General features: G+C 35.2%; 16 protein-coding genes and 1 pseudogene. 15 read left to right on the top strand and 2 right to left on the bottom strand.

Annotated elements, in window-relative coordinates:
* Positions 1-259 precede the first annotated feature (259 nt).
* The 4 genes from CE557_RS01005 (at position 260) to CE557_RS01020 (ending at position 4,532) form a co-directional block, all read left to right on the top strand.
* A complete protein-coding gene (locus CE557_RS01005; RefSeq protein ID WP_114909769.1) occupies positions 260-769 on the top strand; it encodes a hypothetical protein in 510 nt (169 codons plus the stop codon).
* 4 nt (positions 770-773) lie between these two features.
* A complete protein-coding gene (locus tag CE557_RS01010; protein ID WP_114909770.1) occupies positions 774-2,411 on the top strand; it encodes an AAA family ATPase in 1,638 nt (545 codons plus the stop codon).
* Positions 2,412-2,623: 212 nt separating this feature from the next.
* The gene (locus tag CE557_RS01015) at positions 2,624-2,962 is read left to right on the top strand and encodes a plasmid recombination protein (RefSeq protein WP_162789915.1); all 339 of its coding nucleotides are present in this window, start codon (positions 2,624-2,626) and stop codon (positions 2,960-2,962) included.
* A 343-nt stretch (positions 2,963-3,305) separates the two neighbouring features.
* Positions 3,306-4,532, top strand: a complete 1,227-nt coding sequence (locus tag CE557_RS01020; RefSeq protein WP_162790027.1) for an IS256 family transposase — start codon at positions 3,306-3,308, stop codon at positions 4,530-4,532.
* A 39-nt stretch (positions 4,533-4,571) separates the two neighbouring features.
* Here CE557_RS01020 and CE557_RS05245 read toward each other — a convergent pair.
* Both CE557_RS05245 and CE557_RS01030 read right to left on the bottom strand, forming a co-directional pair.
* Positions 4,572-5,021: pseudogene (locus tag CE557_RS05245) on the bottom strand (TraM recognition domain-containing protein); the annotation flags it as partial.
* Between the two features lie 12 nt (positions 5,022-5,033).
* Complete coding sequence (locus tag CE557_RS01030; protein ID WP_114909773.1) at positions 5,034-6,422, bottom strand: type IV secretion system DNA-binding domain-containing protein; 1,389 nt, start codon at positions 6,420-6,422, stop codon at positions 5,034-5,036.
* An 81-nt stretch (positions 6,423-6,503) separates the two neighbouring features.
* Between CE557_RS01030 and CE557_RS01035 the strand changes: the two genes are divergently transcribed.
* The 11 genes from CE557_RS01035 (at position 6,504) to mobV (ending at position 19,457) form a co-directional block, all read left to right on the top strand.
* Positions 6,504-7,085 (top strand): hypothetical protein, encoded by a 582-nt coding sequence (locus tag CE557_RS01035; RefSeq protein ID WP_162789916.1) that lies wholly within the window; start codon positions 6,504-6,506, stop codon positions 7,083-7,085.
* A 120-nt stretch (positions 7,086-7,205) separates the two neighbouring features.
* Complete coding sequence (locus CE557_RS01040) at positions 7,206-8,609, top strand: hypothetical protein (protein ID WP_114909775.1); 1,404 nt, start codon at positions 7,206-7,208, stop codon at positions 8,607-8,609.
* Between the two features lie 93 nt (positions 8,610-8,702).
* Positions 8,703-8,936, top strand: a complete 234-nt coding sequence (locus tag CE557_RS01045; protein WP_114909776.1) for a hypothetical protein — start codon at positions 8,703-8,705, stop codon at positions 8,934-8,936.
* Positions 8,937-9,222: 286 nt separating this feature from the next.
* Entirely contained in the window at positions 9,223-11,646 is a 2,424-nt protein-coding gene (locus CE557_RS01055; RefSeq protein WP_114909778.1) for a VirB4 family type IV secretion system protein, read from the top strand.
* A 2-nt stretch (positions 11,647-11,648) separates the two neighbouring features.
* The gene (locus CE557_RS01060) at positions 11,649-12,488 is read left to right on the top strand and encodes a hypothetical protein (RefSeq protein WP_114909779.1); all 840 of its coding nucleotides are present in this window, start codon (positions 11,649-11,651) and stop codon (positions 12,486-12,488) included.
* Positions 12,481-13,140 carry a hypothetical protein gene (locus CE557_RS01065; protein WP_114909780.1) on the top strand — a complete coding sequence of 220 codons (660 nt, stop codon included), beginning with the start codon at positions 12,481-12,483 and terminating at the stop codon, positions 13,138-13,140. Before CE557_RS01060 ends, CE557_RS01065 begins: the two co-directional genes overlap by 8 nt.
* Complete coding sequence (locus CE557_RS01070; RefSeq protein ID WP_162789917.1) at positions 13,121-13,906, top strand: DUF4138 domain-containing protein; 786 nt, start codon at positions 13,121-13,123, stop codon at positions 13,904-13,906. The genes CE557_RS01065 and CE557_RS01070 overlap by 20 nt, the downstream gene beginning before the upstream one ends.
* The gene (gene traM / locus CE557_RS01075; RefSeq protein ID WP_114909782.1) at positions 13,893-14,732 is read left to right on the top strand and encodes a conjugative transposon protein TraM; all 840 of its coding nucleotides are present in this window, start codon (positions 13,893-13,895) and stop codon (positions 14,730-14,732) included. The genes CE557_RS01070 and traM overlap by 14 nt, the downstream gene beginning before the upstream one ends.
* Positions 14,729-15,664 (top strand): hypothetical protein, encoded by a 936-nt coding sequence (locus tag CE557_RS01080; RefSeq protein ID WP_114909783.1) that lies wholly within the window; start codon positions 14,729-14,731, stop codon positions 15,662-15,664. The genes traM and CE557_RS01080 overlap by 4 nt, the downstream gene beginning before the upstream one ends.
* Positions 15,630-17,303, top strand: coding sequence for an AAA family ATPase (locus CE557_RS01085; protein ID WP_114909784.1), 1,674 nt, complete (start codon positions 15,630-15,632; stop codon positions 17,301-17,303). The genes CE557_RS01080 and CE557_RS01085 overlap by 35 nt, the downstream gene beginning before the upstream one ends.
* 213 nt (positions 17,304-17,516) lie before the next feature.
* A complete protein-coding gene (gene mobV, locus CE557_RS01090) occupies positions 17,517-19,457 on the top strand; it encodes a MobV family relaxase (RefSeq protein WP_162789918.1) in 1,941 nt (646 codons plus the stop codon).
* Positions 19,458-19,628: the final 171 nt, after the last annotated feature.

Consider the following 19,628-nt stretch of genomic DNA (forward strand, 5'->3'; position numbering starts at 1 on the left):
TCTGCAGGAACGCTATTATCCAATGGCGTGACCTTCACTCCTTTGTTAGATATTTCAACACCAGGTAAATTACCACATAAGAAATTATATCATTTTTTGTAAAAGTTATAGTTATTATAAACTATTCTATATCAATAAAAAATAATTATATAAGTAAATATTTTCTGGTGCGAAATGTGAGGAAGTTCTATTGGGCATTAGTTTAAACCCTGCTCGCTATATACTGGAAACAAAATATACCAATAAACTCAAAAAAAACATGAAATATAGCTCTGCAAGAGAAAAACAAACCATTTATTCAGTGAATAGATTTTTGAAAAATACCGGTAAATTAGTGGGTATCAAAGCAGCAAATGGGCAATATACTGATTTGAAAAAACTGAATAAAGCGATTGAAAAGTCAATGCAATATGATCGCACAGTCGGGGAGTACAGTCATACCAAACAGTTGCTCCTAGCAGACGCTTACCAAAGAGAAGCCGATGAGTTATTAGCCAATAATAAAGAAATTCAGCATCTATTAGACGATGATGCAGCGGGTCTTAAAGTCAATGAGCGGCTAGCGGCTTATAATTTGCTGCAAAAAAATATCATTTCCTCAACAAAACTTAAAGAAAAAGCTGTAAAATTACGAGAGAAGGCTTCTACTTTAACTAAAATTGACCGGGTTTCTATCGCAGCCGAACAAGATCGACTTGCTTGGAAAAGTATGGTAGCATACGAAATCAATGAAAGAGAAAGAGAAAGAAAAAGAATTTTAACAAGATAAAGTTATGCGTAAGATAGATGCACTGCCTATTGGATATTCAGATGTTGAAAGGGTTATCCGAACAGGCTATTATGTAGATAAAACCCGGTATGCTCAAGAGCTCATAGAAAAACAAAATCCTGTATTTATAGCCCGGCCTCGAAGGTTTGGGAAGTCACTGTTTATCAATACACTGGCTACTATAGCTAGTGGAGAAAAAGAAGTTTTTAAAGATTATCATATAGGTAAGCCAGCAAATGGGTATGAGTGGAGGAAATATCCCGTGATTAAACTGGACCACTCTAGATTGACTAATGACACACCTGAAGCATTACAACTATCTTTAGAAGATTTACTTATACGGATTGCTTCAATATACCAGTTGAAGCTTACTGGACAGGTTCTTAAAACAAAGCTCTCTAATTTGGTTGAAGATATGACTAAATTAGGCAATGATTATGAATCGAAAATAGTATTATTAATAGATGAATACGATGCACCTATTATCCATTTAACCAAAGGTTCTGACCTAGAAAAGGCCAATATCAAAGTCATGAAAGATTTTTTTATGACCTTGAAGTCACTCAATGACTACTTTCAACTCACTTTTATTACTGGGGTAAGCAAGTTTAGTTTATCTGATGTCTTTTCAGGGGCCAATCATTTAAAAGACATTACCATTGATGCATCTGCTGATGCGATGTTTGGTTATACGCAGCAAGAAATTATAACCATATTCTCAAACAACTTAGAAGATATTGGTAAAAAATGGAGTATAAAAGAAAATAAAAAGATCACTCCATCAGAAGTAATGGGAGAGATTGCAACCTATTATAATGGATATAAGTTTTATGAAGATGGAGCAAGTGTATATAACCCCTGGTCTACGCTAAGATTTTTAGACTCTGGTAAACTAGAAAACTACTGGTACGAATCCGGTAGCCCGAGTTTACTGATTAACCAGATGTTAGCAGATCCTGATAGGTTTGACCTTCAGGTAGATAACCTACAAATAGAGGCCACTAGAGAAGATCTCATGTATACGGGCAGTAGGAGTGAGATTAGTTTAAAGTCTCTCATGTTTCAAACGGGGTATTTAACCATTGATCATTATGATGGATCTACTGGTCTATATACGTTAAAATTTCCTAACAAAGAAATCGAAGCCTCTTTTCAGAAAAGCATACAATCCAGTTTGGAAAAGAGTGTAAAAGATTATTTTTTACAAGAACGGGATAAAATTAGAAAGGCACTAGCTGACAAAAAAATTGAAATGTTTATAGAGCATATCAATACAGCTTTTGCGACATTGCCTTATTATATAGATACAAAACAGGAAAAACAATACCACAGCAATTTACATATGTTGCTGCAAGGATTGCGATTTTTAGGTGGTAGGAAAATGCATATGCATAGTGAATCAGCTTCTAGTCAAGGCAGATCAGATATTGTTTTAGAATTAGAAACGGCTATTTACATTATAGAGATAAAGTATAGATCCAGCGGAAAAATGGCCTTAGAACAAATCAAAGCCAACGGCTATTATAAACCTTATCTACTCAGACAAAAAGCCATTATACTACTGGGCATTAACTTCAATGAGGAAACCAGGATGATAGATAACTGGGCATATGAAATACATGAAGCGCATATAAAACAATAAATTTCTTATTGAATCTTATTCAAAGAACATAAGACTACTGCACAAAATATAACTGTTTTCTCCCATACAGTTTATATAAAACCTTAGGCTACTTTTTGAAAAGTATAGCACACTATACTTTACTACGTAAAGTGTATCCACACAAACGCTCTATTCTCCGATTTCGTTAATCTATAATCAAGCAAAAGGGAAAGAAATTCCCCATGATTTATATGCAGCAATATACGATAGAACCCATACAATATGCCGTATTACACATCACTAAATATAAAGAAACAGGCAGCATAGGCACACATATAGACAGAAAAAATTTGACTCAAAATGTAGCACACTTTAAAAGCGATATAGACCCAGCAATGCGTGAATTATTAGGCCACCATATTGATCATACACGCACGCATCTAAATGAAGAATTATCGCCTCTAAAAAAAGAAAACTTAACAAAAGACATTCATAGCAGAATACAATCAGGATACAAAGGTAACAAAGAAATTAGAAAAGATGCCGTTAAAGCCTTAGGTATTATATGTAGTAGTCAAGATTTAATCTGACAGTTGTTCAGTTGTTAACTTTGTACGGATATAAATTATAACTACTACAAACTTGTTAGGTTTAAACTTCATCGGACAGCAGAGGTGTAACAACCTCTACGAATCACACAACTATTGACAGAAATTTGGTCGCTTCTTAAGTAATGGCTGGGTGTATCAGTTTGGCGGCTCAAGAGAAATTCTATTCAGTCCTTAATCTATTATCATACATTAGTTGAATTTGAATACCAAAAGGATCTTCAATAATGCAATATGCGGAAGTGTTCGATGAACTGTGTCAATTCCTAAAAGAGTTATAAATTAAATAATTAACGACTAAAGGTTTTTAGACATGGAAGAGCATATGAACAATGATTACGTTGGTTTAGTAGATTATAAAGATTTGGAGGAAAACATTTTGTCCTCTATCCGTTTAGGTAAGCCATTGACAGGCAAAGGTGGGGCATTAACCCCTCTGATAAAAAAGCTTCTAGAGGCGAGTCTAGAAGGTGAGATGGCCCATCATTTGTCTAGTGAGAGGATAGTAAATAATCGAAGGAATGGTAAAAGTTGTAAAACTTTTCGTACAAGCTCTGGTTCCTTTGACTTGGTAACCCCTAGAGATAGAACAGGTAGTTTCGATCCACAAATAGTTAAAAAGCGTCAAACAAATCTTCATCCTGAACTGGAAACCAAGATTTTAAGCATGTTTTCTAGTGGTATGAGCTATAAGTCTATAGCCGCTCATATTGAAGAAATCTATGATCATAAAGTATCAGCTGCTGAAATATCGGCTATTACAGATAGCTTATTGCCAGTAATAAATGAATGGCGTAACCGTCCTCTTCAATCGGTCTACCCCATAGTTTTTATGGATGGTATGTTTTTTAAGGTTAAAGAAGATGGGAAATGTGTAAGTAAATGTCTGTATACCTTATTAGGCATAGATCAAGAGGGTAAAAAAGAAGTGTTAGGCTTCTATTTATCTGAAAGTGAGGGAGCTAATTTCTGGTTAGGTGTACTCAACGAGCTTAAGGCAAGGGGTGTAGAAGATATCCTTATTGCCTGTGTTGATGGACTAAAAAGCTTCCCTGCAGCCATTAATAACGCTTTTCCCAATGCACAGGTGCAGGTCTGTGTAGTACACCAGATACGCAATTCCATCAAGTATGTAGCTAGCAAAGATGTAAAACGTTTTTTAACTGATTTAAAGCAAGTATATCAAGCTTCAAATAAGGAAGTTGCAGAACATTATCTATTGGAATTAGAAGAAAAATGGGGAGAAAAGTATCCAATGGTTATCAAATCTTGGCAAAACAACTGGGAGCATTTGTCTGGTTACTTTAAATATTCAGATCCTGTCAGAAGGCTAATTTATACGACCAATCCAATAGAAAGCCTCCATAGACAAATTAGACAGTTTACCAAAACAAAAGGGGCATTTACCAGTGTCAATGCTTTGTATAAATCAGTATATTGCGCTATCAAGAAGATGGAGGATAAATGGACTATGCCGCTCAGAAACTGGGCACTGACCATATCTCAGATAGACATCTTTTTTCCTGGAAGAGTCAAATCTGAGTTGACGTGAAGCCCGAAACTGACACAGTTAATTGAACACTTCCGTATTTTACGAACACCTACCTATTAAAACATCTATCTCTTGGTTTATTTTTTTAAAGTTTTGCTCAATATCGACATGTTCATAAATCTCTTTTAAATCCTTTAGTTTTTGATTTTCAAATTTTTTATCAAAACTACTGACCTTCTTTAAATTATATTTAAAGAAGGCTTGATTGCTTTCCACTACCCTTCCAGCAAACGTTCCCACTTTAAAATCCATAAAATCTTGCGGGGAAAGAATAGATTTTTCCTGTAGATGGGTACCCTCTCCAGCTGTTTCTGTACGACCACTTTGGTAATGACTAGTTGAGGTAGAAGAAGAAACCACTTTTTTTTCTTTTTTTCCCATCAGATGACTCGCCCAGTCAGCAGAAACCCCTTCTACATTGCCAATAATCTTATTGACAAAGGTATCCTGTATACGTTTAGCGCCTATGCTACCGTAGGTATGTTCTAACTGTGCATTAGATTATAGGCAAGCCACTGTGCTGATGCCATATTTTCTAGCAGTAGCCGGTAGCTCTGCTAACTCTGGAATAAATAATGTAGGCAACTCATCTATGGCTACAAAACTTTTGATTCTATTATGACCATACATAGCTTTAAAGCAAACCGTTAGCAATAGCGAGATAACTGGTGAGAAGGCAGATTTAGCAGATGGATGATTACCTATACATAGGATCGTTGGTTTTGCGCTATCATTGATCGTTAAGTCTAAATCATCCCCGCTTAATACCCAAAATAAATCTTTATTTAAAAGTATTTGCAAATTCGTTTTAAAGGTAGCTATGACACCCACCAACTGCCCAGCTGTTTTTTCTCCACCCTTAAAAGCATCCAAGATAGAACTAGCGTAACTAGCCGCTTCGTCATCTCTTTCAATCAATTGAAGTATGCTAGCAATAGGTTTGGTAGCCAGCACCAATACATGCGGTAAGGTACAGCACCTAGGTCTTCTATTGGCCAAAAAAACAATCATCCCTTTTAGCAATGCTTTGGTACTTAGGTTCCAAAAATCATCTTTTTTATCTGGAGCCAGGTTATGTAATAGTACACTAGTGTATTCCTCCAGGTAAGCCCTGTTTAGAATATATCTTGGCGCAATAGGGTTGATACGTATACTGAGTCTCAAGGAAGTAAAATTGATGCTATGGAATTGAAATTTAGTAGGATCACAGAACTGTAAGAAACAATTAAAAGCGAACTTGGTAAGACAGTAGTTAGGATCAGGTGTAGTCGGCCTTCCTTCAAAGTCATAATCATAGATGATGCCAGCATAACCCTTTTTTATTAATGCGTATACAATAGGCTCCAATATATAGCGTGTTTTGCCACTACCTTGGTTGCCTAAAATGTATATGCCCCTTTGTGGATTATTAATGGGCAATTGTCCATTATATGCAGGTAATGTGATACTTTTATCTCTGTTTTGCGTCTTAGTAGGATTGATCAGTTGGAACTGACCCTCATCATTACCAAATGGAATCAGAAAGGTAATTAATGCAAATAGCAAGGGATATAACCAGATATGAAAATTTCCTTTTACCCAAAAAATAGGGTAATAGATTAAATAACAACAGACAAGCACTGTCCAACCTAATATTAACAAACTGTTAAAGTGGCATTTTTGTTTAAGTCTTTCAATCAACCTAATAATTTTATCGTATTGATAGTGGAGTAAGCATAGTACGTATAGGCTATTAACCATCCAGTTATGTTGCACAGCTATACAATAAGATAAGAATGTAGCCAATGCATCAGGTATAAGTTGTATATCATTTAAATAGAGTAGGTGTAGGTAAAAAAACAGCTGATAGCCTATCAAAAAAGCAAATACTATAGAAATATTTTGGTTCATTCATAAAAATATGAAAAAATAATTTTAAATCTATTGCTTTTATTAAATTAATTTTGTATAATGCATAAAATTTTTATAAATATGCATCATTTACGTAAAATATTTATGCTACTTTTAATGTTTTGTACTCCTTTACAAGGTAAAGAAAATTTAGAATATGGAACTAGTTATAGCATTACGCATATAAAAGAAGAGAAAGCGCCTTGTTTAAGGCATACAGAAGGTTGTAGATCTGTAGGGTTAGCTTGCAATAGAATGCCGCATCATCAGATATGGTATGGTATCTATTACCATAGGCATCTGAATGCATCGCTAGCCTTGCGCTTGAGTGGGGGGATTTCACTGGTTAAATTTAACTATAAAAACCATATGCGATGGGTCATTGCACCCTCGTTTTTATATACACTTTGTACTATAAATGCCGACCATTACATCAGTTTGTTTCTAGGGCCTATTGTAGAATATGGCCCTTATAAGGCTATTATTTTTGGATTACCAAATCGGAATGGGTGGGATATCAGAGCAGCCTTAGGAGCCCATTATACTTTTTATTTCAATCAAAACTGGGCTATTGGCATAGGAATAGGCCCTTGCATTGGCTTGCTTAAAGATAAAGGAGCGAGCGGTCTATTGGCCAGTCTTTACTTACAATATAATCTATAAAGTAACTGATTGAGTTGTGTAAATAGTACATCAAACTTAATAAATAGCTATAAAAACTCGCCTTAATATAAAAATAATAAACAAATCGTAATTGTCAAACATTTCAATAGGTATTCAACGATGCATCCATTTATCTATTTATTCAAACTATTCTTAGTGATCATTTTGACCACTTTGCAAGCTTGTTTTTTCCATAGGGGAGCTCAACAAAACTTATCGAAGCAGATACCAAGTTATACTGTTTCACTTAGGTCAAATAACCAGAAAGGTTATTTTGAAGATCAAATGATTCCTATAGATATGTTGTTTGCATCTCAAGATGAAAATATAAAAAACAATGGTATGGGTTTTAGGATTAAAAAGATATCTATAGAAGGAATCTCAGGCCATTTAGAAACAGAAGATGGAGATCTATTAGGGGATGGATATGATTTTGTCTATAAGGATGATGGCTATCCATTATTTTTTATACCAGCAGTTGATGAAGATAGTGGCCATTGTACCATTACCTTAGACACCCTATTGATAGATAAGTATGGCAATGAGGCACCTGAATCTACCCATAAATTAGCAACCTACGGGTTATACATTTGTCACAAAAAAGCTATAAAAAAATCAATCCAAGAAGAAGAAATAAAATGTTCAGAAACTTTAAAGCCATTAAGTGAAGATCATTCTATTGTTATTAACAATAGTAAACTACGCACCACTACCGTTTCATTAGAAGACAATGGTTATCCATTTCAAGATCCTGGATTTTTTGCCCAGATTTCCTGCAATAAAAATATTTCTTTAACGGTAGGAGGGAAGCATTTAACAGGCGATGAAGAATGGATTCTAGATACTTGGTATTTTAAAGGCCTGGTAGCAGGTAGCTTGTATGATGTATCAACTAATCATAAGATTACTACACCATTAAAGTTACAAGTGGGTACTATTTATATAAGCTGCCGAGCAGCTATTGAAAATCTATCTGGTAGTCCAATAGTAGTTTTAGCTATCATCCATCCAGACGGTCGAAAAAAAGAGATACAAATAGATGTTTCTAGTATCATACTGCCCATATTAGAAGCCAAACTAAATAAATATACAACATTACTTTCAGATTTAATTTACACTACAACAGACCCAGATATTAGGGATAAAACCATCAAAGCATCCAAGGAAATTATTGTTAAGATGGGATACCTACTAGGGAAAGAAGACGAAGAAGAAAAAACAAAAATAGAGTCAATCATTAAGGACTATGACACATTTTTAAAAGAAAACCAAGCTCGTTTTGAAAATGCTGTACGTGCCTCTGAAATATTATCCGTAGCAAACGCTGCCATAAGGGATAGCGTTGTTTTCGAAGAAAATAAATACATACCTGCTTGGCGTGAAGAGGACCAAAAAGAAATCACTGAGTTCCTTAATGAAGTGGAGGATAGTCCTGAATTATTTAGCCATTTATCGAAAACTATTGAAAAAATTAGGGAACAGTTAGAGACTATCGATCTCCATTTCTATAAAGATGATGAATAGCTGTCTATATCAAGGAGGTTTGTCGTCTTGAAAAGGACTAAAAAAGATGTAAGCATCACTTACATATGATCAACTCTAAAACATTAATCATCTATGGCATTACACGACAACTTAGAAGAATTAAAAGACTGGGCTAGTAGTATAACCAATACCATATTTATTATTGCGGCCACCGTTACAGGCTTGATGGTAGCAGCTAAATTCATCAATAGCAGGGATAAAAAGGAAGCGATGAGTTATGCGATTTGGTGGATAGTAGGCATTTTCTTTTTCTTTGTCTGCTCTTCTATCATTTCAGAGATTATGGATATGTTTGGTAATCAATGATGATCGTTAATAAAAGCATAGAAAAAAGAGGGATGATAGGCCCTCTTTACACCCATGAAGCATTGCTACTGGTACTCTTTAGCATGATTACTCTCTTTGGGCTAATGGTTTTAAATAAAATCTTTAAGATCAGTAAGCTATGGATGCTAACTTGTCCTGCTTTATTTTTTCTGCTATTGATACTACTCAGATATATGAGAAAAAATAAAAACCCTACCTACTTGTTTTCTTGGATGGCTTTTCATTTCAAGCAACCTAAGTATATAAACGCAAAAAACAGCAAGCTGTGTTACAAGAAAAATATATAGAAAACTATATACCCATTGTTGAGTTTCAAGATGGGTGCATCATTTTGGAAGATGGAGCAGTGGCCATAGGCTATCAATTGAATCTATTTCCGGATGAAGGGGTAGGAGAGGAGGTTTATAAAAATTGTATAGATAGCCTAGCACAAACCATTCGAAGATTTCCTATTGGAACCGTTATACAACAATTAGATAGCTATTCCAATAAAACATTTCATACAAAGATCCAAAATGGCTACAACTTTTTTCATCAAAAGCAACTAGAACATTGTAATGGACATATTTTCTTAACCCATGTAACCTATCTATTCGTCATATGTAGGCCTACTACCCATAGCATAGAGCCGCATACCACTACTTTTTCTTGTGGAAAGGGTTACTTTAAACACCCACTGTCAGAACTAAAAAAAACAATAGATCAAGTAAAAAAATGCAGCCTAGAGTTAGAATCGGCCTTTCCAGATGGTTGCCAGTATAGACAGTTGACTGCGTCAAACAATCTTAGCTTGCTCTATGCCTATTTAAACTTAGACTTTAGTGGCACCATAGATGGTTTAGAGCATGGCCTGACCAATCAAAAAGGATTTTTTAAAATTGGCAATAAGCAAGTAGCGATTGTATCAATGCAAAGCCAATCGAATAAACCTGACTACACCAGTAAAAATGGGTTAGGCAATGGGGGAGGGGTAACCGTACCTTTTACTTGGGGGTTAAGCCACTATATGAACTGCCCCCATATTGTTGTACAAGCGATTGCCATTCAAAATACAGAAGACTTTTTACAAAGCCGTTCCAAAGCATTAGAATGGAGCCAAGCGACTAAGCGCAACAACCGAGAGATTCGTAATGTAAACCAAGATATGGAAGAACTGATTGCCTTTGAAGCAGCCATTAGAGCGCAAGAAGAAATCATCGTAACCCTTAACTATCTGGTTATCCTTTATGAAGTAGATCCCAAACAGCTCGCTGACAACATCGAAAAGGTTAAAAAAGTATTTAAAAAGCTAGATATGGCCCCTTTTGTAGAGGACTATGATACGACTAATCTATATTTTTCAGCGATACCTGGTAATGGCCATCAGCTTTATAGAGGGCAACCGATGGCACTTAAAACTGCACTAAGTTATTTCAATAAGATTACCCCTAGAAAGGGTGCGGATAATGGTATACTACTAGCCAGTAGACAACAAACGCCCATCTATTATGATCCATTTAATCTCAACTTAGACAACCAAAACGCTTTTGTCTTTGGCCCTTCTGGGTCTGGTAAATCTTTTTTTAATGGCAAAATGATCAAAGATCGATTTCAATCAGGTCATATAGTCATTGTGATAGATAGTGGAGGTACCTACAGAAGGCTTTTTCAAATATTAGGCGGGAAGTATATAGAATACAATGCAGCAACACCGCTCCATTTAAATCCATTTCTGATCAAACCTGAATCAAATGGCCTATTTAAACCAGATATCAACAAGATAACTTTTCTGGTACAACTGATTGGAAAAATCTGGAAGGGAGATTTAAATACAAACCCTATGAGTGAAGTAGACAAAGCGCTACTAGCTGGATGGATTCCCGAATATTATGCCACTTTGCATAAGGAATCTGTACCGAGTCTAACTGGGTTTTATGATTATCTCAAAAAACTAGTAGATCAGAAAGACCAACAGGTTAAAAAATTAACCGATGAGGGATTGTTTCTATTTCATGAGTTTTTCATTGTACTGCATCCTTTTGCACATGGGATCTATAAAAAGCATTTTAATTCCTACGAGCAGGTCTATTTAGAAGATCACAAACTGATTTGTTTTGAGCTAGAAGCGATCAAAAATAATCCTAAACTCTATCCTCTAGTCGTACAAGTGCTATTTGAGTTTGCCTTTGAAATCGTCGCCCAATATCCTGACGTGACTAAATTTATTGATATTGAAGAAGGATGGACCATGTTGGATGATTATGCCGAAGAAAACATTGAAGCCTTTTTTAGAAAAGGCAGAAAAACCAAAACTTCCATTCGGATCATTACCCAAAACATAGATGAAATTAAAGCCTCTAAAATAGCTGGTGCCATGAAAAACAATGCCTCCACTTTTATATTGCTTTACAATGAAAAAAAATCCAGCAGGGAAGATATTGGGGACTTTATCGGAATGACCCCCTTTGAAATGGAAAAATATGAAAGCTTAAGACGAAAAAATGGTTCAGATGGTTATAGAGAGGTCTTTATAAAAGAAATGGGAGATTCTAATATATGGCTGCTCCAAACATCTCTTTGGGAACATGCATTACTCACCTCTAGGCCAGATGAAAGAAACGCTATTACCAGACTCATTCAAGAGAAAGGAGATGCCCAATTGGGTATTGCCGAATGGGTAGATGGGCAACGAAAACTACAAGCTAAGTAGCGATGGAATATCTATCTGTGCACTATGTTTCCAGTGAGGTTTGGAGTGTTATGCGGCAAGTTACCAAGACCACAACAGAAATTGCGTTGTTCTTACTGCCTACCTTTGTAAGCATTGATTTTTGCGTGCGATACATCAAAGAGGGATTAAATGAAATCAGTAGTAAAGCGGCCATTATAGAAAATATTGCTAAAGGGATGGTATTGACGCTATTGCTCTGCCACTTCGAAGAGATCAATGAGTTATTAGATAGGATAACTAGCGCACTAATTGATCAATTGGGCTTGAATCAGGCCATGAAAACATATCTAGAAGCACAAAAAGAAAACCTAGAGAACAATCAAGCAGATGGGTTTTGGGGATCAGGTAACTATATCATTCAATCGATACTCAATAAAATCAAGAATGTTGTATTGGGATTTTTACAAATGTTTTCCAGAGGGGTAATGCACGCCATAAGGGGTTATTTACTCGTTTTTTCTACCCAAATAGGGCCACTAGCCATTGCCATGAGTGCCCTGCCAGGTAGGTATCAAAAAATAGCCGCTAATTGGTTTAGCTTGCATCTCTCTTTTTTTATGTGGGGGGTCACGATGGCACTAATAGACCTAAGCATTATTCAGTTAAATATCAAAACGGTAGCGGGGTGCGATATGTTAAACTTAATAGGGGCGGTAGCATTAGTAGCCATGTATTTAATTGTGGGTACCATTACAGGATTGTATATAGGAGAGATGATGGGTGGCACGATTTTTACCACTGTAACCAGTTTTGCCATACATCAAATCGTAGCAACTGGTAAACAAATCTATAAACTTAAAAAAAAGAGATTAAATGGTTAACGTAGATGCATTCAATAGTTATAAGCTCAGTAGGCTGATACAGCGTATACAATATTTATGCATAGGGGTTGTTGTTATTTTAACGGGCTTAACTTGTTTCTTTGCTGCCAAATGGATAAGTGCTATAAACAGTGACTTAACCTACTTTGTAACGCCAGAAGGTAGCTATTGTAGCCAAAAAAGAAAACAATTGATTCGAAGGGAACCCTTTGAAATAGAAAATTTTACGATTCAGTTTCTTAAAAATGCTTTTGAGCATAATGAATATACCTATCAAGCTAACTTACTAGCCTGTCTACAGGTTATGGATAAAAAAAGTGGTCTGTTTCTAAAAAGCAAATACAATGAAGAGGAGGTCTTTCAGGTATATAAAAGCTATAACGGTATATCCACTTTGTCCGTTGAACAGATAGAAACCAACCTGATGGATTATCCATACGAAGTAGTAGCCTTTTACACGACTACTTTGCAGTTCTTGGGATTAGAAGGCAAAAAGCTTAGCGGATTAGATCATAAAAAATTACCCGGAGGGGTCTATTTTAAATTGAAAACAATCCACAGAAGTAAAGAAAATCCATATGGATTGCTCATTACTGAATTTACTTTCGTTGACCCTAAAAATAAGCGTGAATATGTGCAAAATAATACGTAACCTACTAATAGGTTGTCTTTTTTGTTTGAACGCTCAAGCAAAAATAACCAGTTATACTCCTTTAGAGGAGATACAAGTTGCGCATCGATTTTCCTCGATGCTATTGTTTGATGAGGCTATTAAAGAGGTCATTATGCCTAATAAAGATTATATCGCTAATGTCAACCAAAACATGGTCTTGTTGCGGGCTACCAAACCAGGTACGGCTGCTACTTCTATAGTGGTCACCTTTAAAAAGGGGAATAAGGTCTTTAATGGCCTATTGCGATCTACCCATAAACCGCAAGAAGTCTATGATTTTACAAGTAAAGAGGAAGAAGAGGCTAGCCCCCATCCTACATTAGACCATCAGGTATTACAAAAAATAAAACAGATTCAATCAATGGATCAAACCTATTTTAATATAGGCAAGCATACCAGGTATTATGACCTTATCCTTACCAATTTATTTCATGATGAGGAACATACCTACCTAAAAGTATATTTAGAGAACAAAACAGGTTTAACCTTTGAACTCTTTGAAACCAATTTCCAGCACTACAATAGTAAAAAAAGTAGAAAACTTGTTTTTCCTATATATGGCTTAGAAGATCGAGTCATACCGGCTTATAGCAGTAAAATGTTTGTCTATGTTTTACCACGCTATACTACATCTACTAATGGTAACCTATTAGTCCACTTTGTGGAACAGTCTGGTAGTCGTTTGGTGAACTTATCTATACCTGCGCGTCTACTTTTAGAAGCACCCTACTATGGTAAAGGGTAAATATCTATTACTGGTTGTCATTGGTGCTATTGTAACCTTTGGAAAGATCTTTGTGGGCAAACGCAAAATAGAAAATTTTAACCCTGTAAATATGAGCGTGTCAGACTTTCAGGAAGTTAAAAAAAATGATACCAAAACATTACTGGATGCATATGATGAAGAGCTATCTGGTAAAAAAGAATCGCTCCTAAAGAAAACTTCTAGAAAGGGGATCTCTTCACTAGCTGGCCTCTTTAACCTAAAACCTTTAGAAAAACCTAAAAAACCTAAAAAAGAAAAAACTATGGTTGCGAAATTACCTAAAAAAACTAATATTAAAGCAGCACCAAGCCAGGGTTTTATTTCCTATCAAGACAACCCAAAAGAAGAAATTTTGAATACCTTCTACCGTGCCCACTTAGAAGAAAATCAAAAAGTAACAGATGAAAGTGCTGTAATCCTTAAACTAGAAGAAAACGGTATCATTGACGAAACGATGTTACCAGCGGGTACGGTTTTATACGGAAAAGCTAAATTTGCTAAAAATAGGATTTTAGTGGCCATTCATGTAGCCCAATATCTAGATAGGACCTTCCCAGTCTCTTTAGTTTGTTACGATACTGATTTCCTACCTGGCCTCTTCTGCGAAGGTGTAAATCCTATTATTGAAACCAACAGCCATAAAGTATTAGATATGATCATCGATCAAGCCGATTCGGGCTTAGCCAGTGAAGTCAGTAAAATGGCTACCCAATTCATTAAAGATGTAACCAAAACCAAGTCCTTTAAACTGCATAAAGGTAGAGAGGTATATGTTTGTGCAGTAAAACAATTAAAAAATAAATGAAAAGATATTTATGGGTAGTGTTTCTATCAACAGCTACTGTAGCTTATGCAGGAGATAAATGGGATAAAGCCAAAGAAACCCTTAAAGATGTGGTCAGCAGTACGTTAGATTATATACCATTTGGTAGTACAGTCAAAAAACTATTTGGCAAGCAAGATAAACAAGTAGACCTTCTAAAAACGATTGCAAAAACAGAACAAAGCACCTTTGATAAAATCAGAGATACAGCCCGAACAGCTATGGAAACCAAAAGAGCCATAGAAAAGGCTGGTAAAGCGGTAAGAGATGCGGTTAACTTAGGTAAAAAACTCAAAAATATGAGCTTTAAAAAAATGATCTTAGGCCAAACAGAAGATCTATTGGGCATTAGTTTAAACCCTGCTCGGTATATACCGGAAACAAAATATACCCATAAACTTAAAAAGAACATGAAATATAGCTGTGCAAGAGAAAAACAAACCATTCATTCAGTGAATAGATTTCTAAAGAATACAGGTAAATTAGTAGGCATCAAAGTAACAAATGGAAAATATACCGATTTGAAAAAACTTAATGAAGAGATCGAAAAATCGATTCAATATGATCGTACGGTGGGGGAATATGCCCATACCAAACAGTTACTCCTAGCAGACGCTTACCAAAGGGAAGCCGATGAATTACTAGCCAATAATAAAGAAATTCAGTATTTATTAGATGATGATGCAGCGGGTCTTAAAGTCAATGAACGGCTAGCAGCTTATAATTTGCTGCAAAAAAATATCATTTCCTCAACAAAACTTAAAGAAAAAGCTGTAAAATTACGAGAGAAGGCTTCTACTTTAACTAAAATTGACCAGCAAGTTATCGCAGCTGAGCAAGATCGGCTTGCTTGGAAAAGTATGGTAACATACGAAATTGATGAAAGAGAGAGAAAAAGAAATCAAAATAGATAAAATGATGCGTAAGATAGATGCACTCCCTATTGGCTATTCAGATGTTGAAAGGGTTATCCGAACAGGCTACTATGTAGATAAAACCCGATATGCACAAGAGCTAATAGAAAAAGAAAATCCTGTATTTATAGCTCGGCCTCGTAGATTTGGGAAATCGTTGTTTATTGATACACTCGCTAACATATGTAGCGGAGAGAATGAAGTGTTTAAAGATTATCATATAGGTAGGCCAGAAAATGGATATGAGTGGAAGAAATATCCTATAATCAAAATAGATTTTTCAAGCATAAATCACAATCCGAACTGTTTAGAAAACAGCTTAAAAGATGAGTTAACTAGAGTAGCTCGTTCATATGGTGTGGCTATTCAAACGCAAGATATACAAAGTGGACTAAAAGATTTAGTAGAAGTACTTTCAAAACTCAGTAATGGTTATGAATCCAGCATCGTGGTGCTTATAGATGAGTATGACGCTCCAATGGTCAATTTGAAGAAAGGATCCGATTTAGAAAAGGCCAATATCAAAGTCATGAAAGATTTTTTTATGACTTTAAAATCACTTAATAAACGTTTTAAGTTTACCTTTGTCACTGGCGTAAGCAAATTCAGTTTATCCGATGTATTTTCAGGAGCCAATCATTTAAAAGATATCACCATTGATGCATCTGCAGATGCGATGTTTGGTTATACCCAGCAAGAAGTTATAACGATATTCTCAACAAACTTAGAAGATATTGCTAAAAAATGGAGTACAAAAGAAAATAAAAAAATAACTCAATCAGAGGTAATGGGACAGATTGCAACCTATTATAATGGATATAAGTTTTATGAAGATGGTTTAAGTGTATATAATCCCTGGTCTACGCTAAGATTTTTAGACACTGGTAAACTAGCAAACTATTGGTATGAATCAGGAAGCCCAAGCCTACTGGTTAACCAGATGTTAGCAGATCCTGACAGGTTTGATATTCAGGTAGATAATCTTCAAATAGAAGCTACCAGAGATGATCTCATGTATACAGAAAGTAGAAATGAGATTAGTTTAAAGTCTCTAATGTTTCAAACGGGGTATTTAACCATTCATAATTATGATGATTTTACTGGGCTATACATCCTAAAATTCCCTAACAAAGAAATAGAGGTCTCTTTTCAGAAAAGCATACAATCCAGTTTGGAAAAGAGTGTAAAAGATTATTTTTTACAAGAACGAGATAAAATTAGAAAGGCACTAGCTGACAAAAAAATTGAAACCTTTATAGAATACATTAATACAGCCTTTGCTACGCTTCCTTACTATATCGATAGTGGCCAGGAAAAACAATACCACAGCAATTTACATATGCTGCTGCAGGGCTTAGGATTTTTAGGTGGGAGAAAAATGCATATGCATAGTGAATCAGTTTCTAGTCAAGGCAGATCAGATATCGTTTTAGAACTAGAAACAGCCATTTACATTATAGAAATCAAATATAAATCCAGTGGAAAAATGGCCTTACAACAAATCAAATCAAACAGTTATTATAAACCTTATTTACTTAGACAAAAAGCCATTATACTACTAGGCATTAACTTCAATGAGGAAACCAGGATGATAGATAACTGGGCATATGAAATCCATGAAGACCATATAAAACAATAAATTTCTTATTGAATCTTATTCAAAGAACATAAGACTACTGCACAAAAAACAACTACTTTTTCCCATACAGTTTACATATAAATGTAGGCTACTTTTTCAAAAGTATAGCACACTATACTTTACTACGTAAAGTGTATCCACACGAACGCTCTATATCTTCAATTTCGTTAGTCTATAATCAAGCAAAAGGGAAAGAAATTTCCCATGATTTATATGCAGCAATATACGATACAACCCATACAATATGCCGTACTACACATCACTAAATACAAAGAAACAGGCAGAATAGGCACACATCTAGACAGAAAAAATTTGACTCAAAATGTAGCACACTTTAAAAGCGATATAGACCCAGCAATGCGTGAATTATTAGGCCCCCATATTGATCATACACGCACGCATCTAAATGAAGAATTATCGCCTTTAAAAAATGAAAGCTTAACAAAAGACATTCATAGCAGAATACAATCAGGATATAGAGGGAATAAGGAAATTAGAAAAGATGCCGTTAAAGCTTTAGGTATTATACTGACCGGAAGCCATGAACGGATGAAAGCAATTGAGCAAGATGAAAAATTGTTTAATGATTGGAAAAGAGCAAATTACGGGTTTGCTTGTCGGGAATTTGGCTCAGAAAATATCATTCGCTTTACGCTACATAGGGATGAAAAAACACCTCATATACACTGCGTAGTAGTCCCGATCTGTAAAGACGGTAGATTAAGCGCCAAAAGCTTTATGAGCGGGTCTCATATGCTGATGGCGTATCAAGATAGGTATGCAAACGCGATGAATAGGTTTGGATTAAATAGAGGAATAGCTAAACATCTAACAGAGCGTAGCCATATACCGATCGGGCAATTTAGAAAAGAAACGCTTAAAAAGAAACAGGAAATAATGCTCTCTGTTACATCAGATATACCCAGGCCTAATCTACTAAACTTTAAACAAGTACACCAAAATATTGCTAATCAACTTTGTGCGTATGCTTATGAAGCTGAAAAACAGAAACTAAAAGCATTAGAAACAGAAAAAACCTATAGCAATATCATCAAAGAAAACATACGATCAGATTTAGATCGTGTCAAACGAGAGGTTAACTTAATACAACATGCTGCTTCTATGGGCTACCAGCTTAATAAAGCTAAAAGCTCAAGATTATGGGCAGTAATGGATAAAGATGGAGACAAAATATTGATTAGGAATGGTCTCAATAACAATGGCTACTGGACCTATACCTCTCTAGTAGATGATAAAGATAAAGGCACTATAATAGATTTTATGCTAAAACGTGGTTTTAGTTATAAGGAGATTCGTGGATTGAATAGTATCCATTTGGATGATACTGTGATCAAAAATCAAAGTTCACTGGAAAATGATTTGAAAAATTTATCGGTACAAGAAAAACTAGCCAAAGCCTACTTTTGTAGTATTGTCTATAAAAAAGAAGATAATTATTTAACCAGCCGTGGTATTGCACCATCAACCTATGGTCCTTATATCGGTATTTCTTTGCAAGTAGGTAGAAAAGCGGTATTTGGTCTCTATCAAGGATTAAACAATCAAGGAAATGGAACGATGTGTAGCACTATTTCCTACCAGTTTTTTACAGACAATACTGGAAAAATAGAAAGTAGAAAATACTTTCAAAAAGGGCTTTCTAGAGGGTTAGCTGTATTAAAGCATCCCAATTTTCCTGTGAAAAAGATTGTGTTCACAGAGAGTCCTATAGATGCCCTAAGTCATAAACAGCTTTATGCAGAGAAAGATAGTACGATGTATATCGCTACTTGTGGTACTATGTCTAATAGTATCATTAAAGAAATCAACAACCTATTGAAAGAAGCTAAACAGCATAGCCAAGAAGTAGTATTGGCTTTTGATATAGATCAAGCAGGTCAACGTATGCAAAAACTAATAGAAAATATTTCTAAACAAGAGGGTATACAACCTACTAAAATGTCTGTAACTTCAGGAAAAGACTGGAATGAACAACTGCAACAGAACTTAACTGGTCAGGCTATGAATTTCCTTTTACAACTGCAAAAGTCTATTGCTAGGGATATCCGATCCAACTGTTCGATTGATGAATATCAAAAATCAAGAAAAAAGGAAATAGCGTATATCGATAAATATGTCGGAATAGAACTCTGATTTTTTATTTATTGAATATTATAGTAATTGATTTATCTGATTAGATTGTAATCTATGCATATAAGCAGACAAAAAAAAATATATCAAATTAGCCCCTTGGCTACCAAAAGAAATATAGATACATTGACTTGATAGCCAATGGATTAATTTGATCAGACATCTCAGAGATCA

It is taken from the genome of Cardinium endosymbiont of Sogatella furcifera (assembly GCF_003351905.1).
GTDB lineage: Bacteria > Bacteroidota > Bacteroidia > Cytophagales > Amoebophilaceae > Cardinium.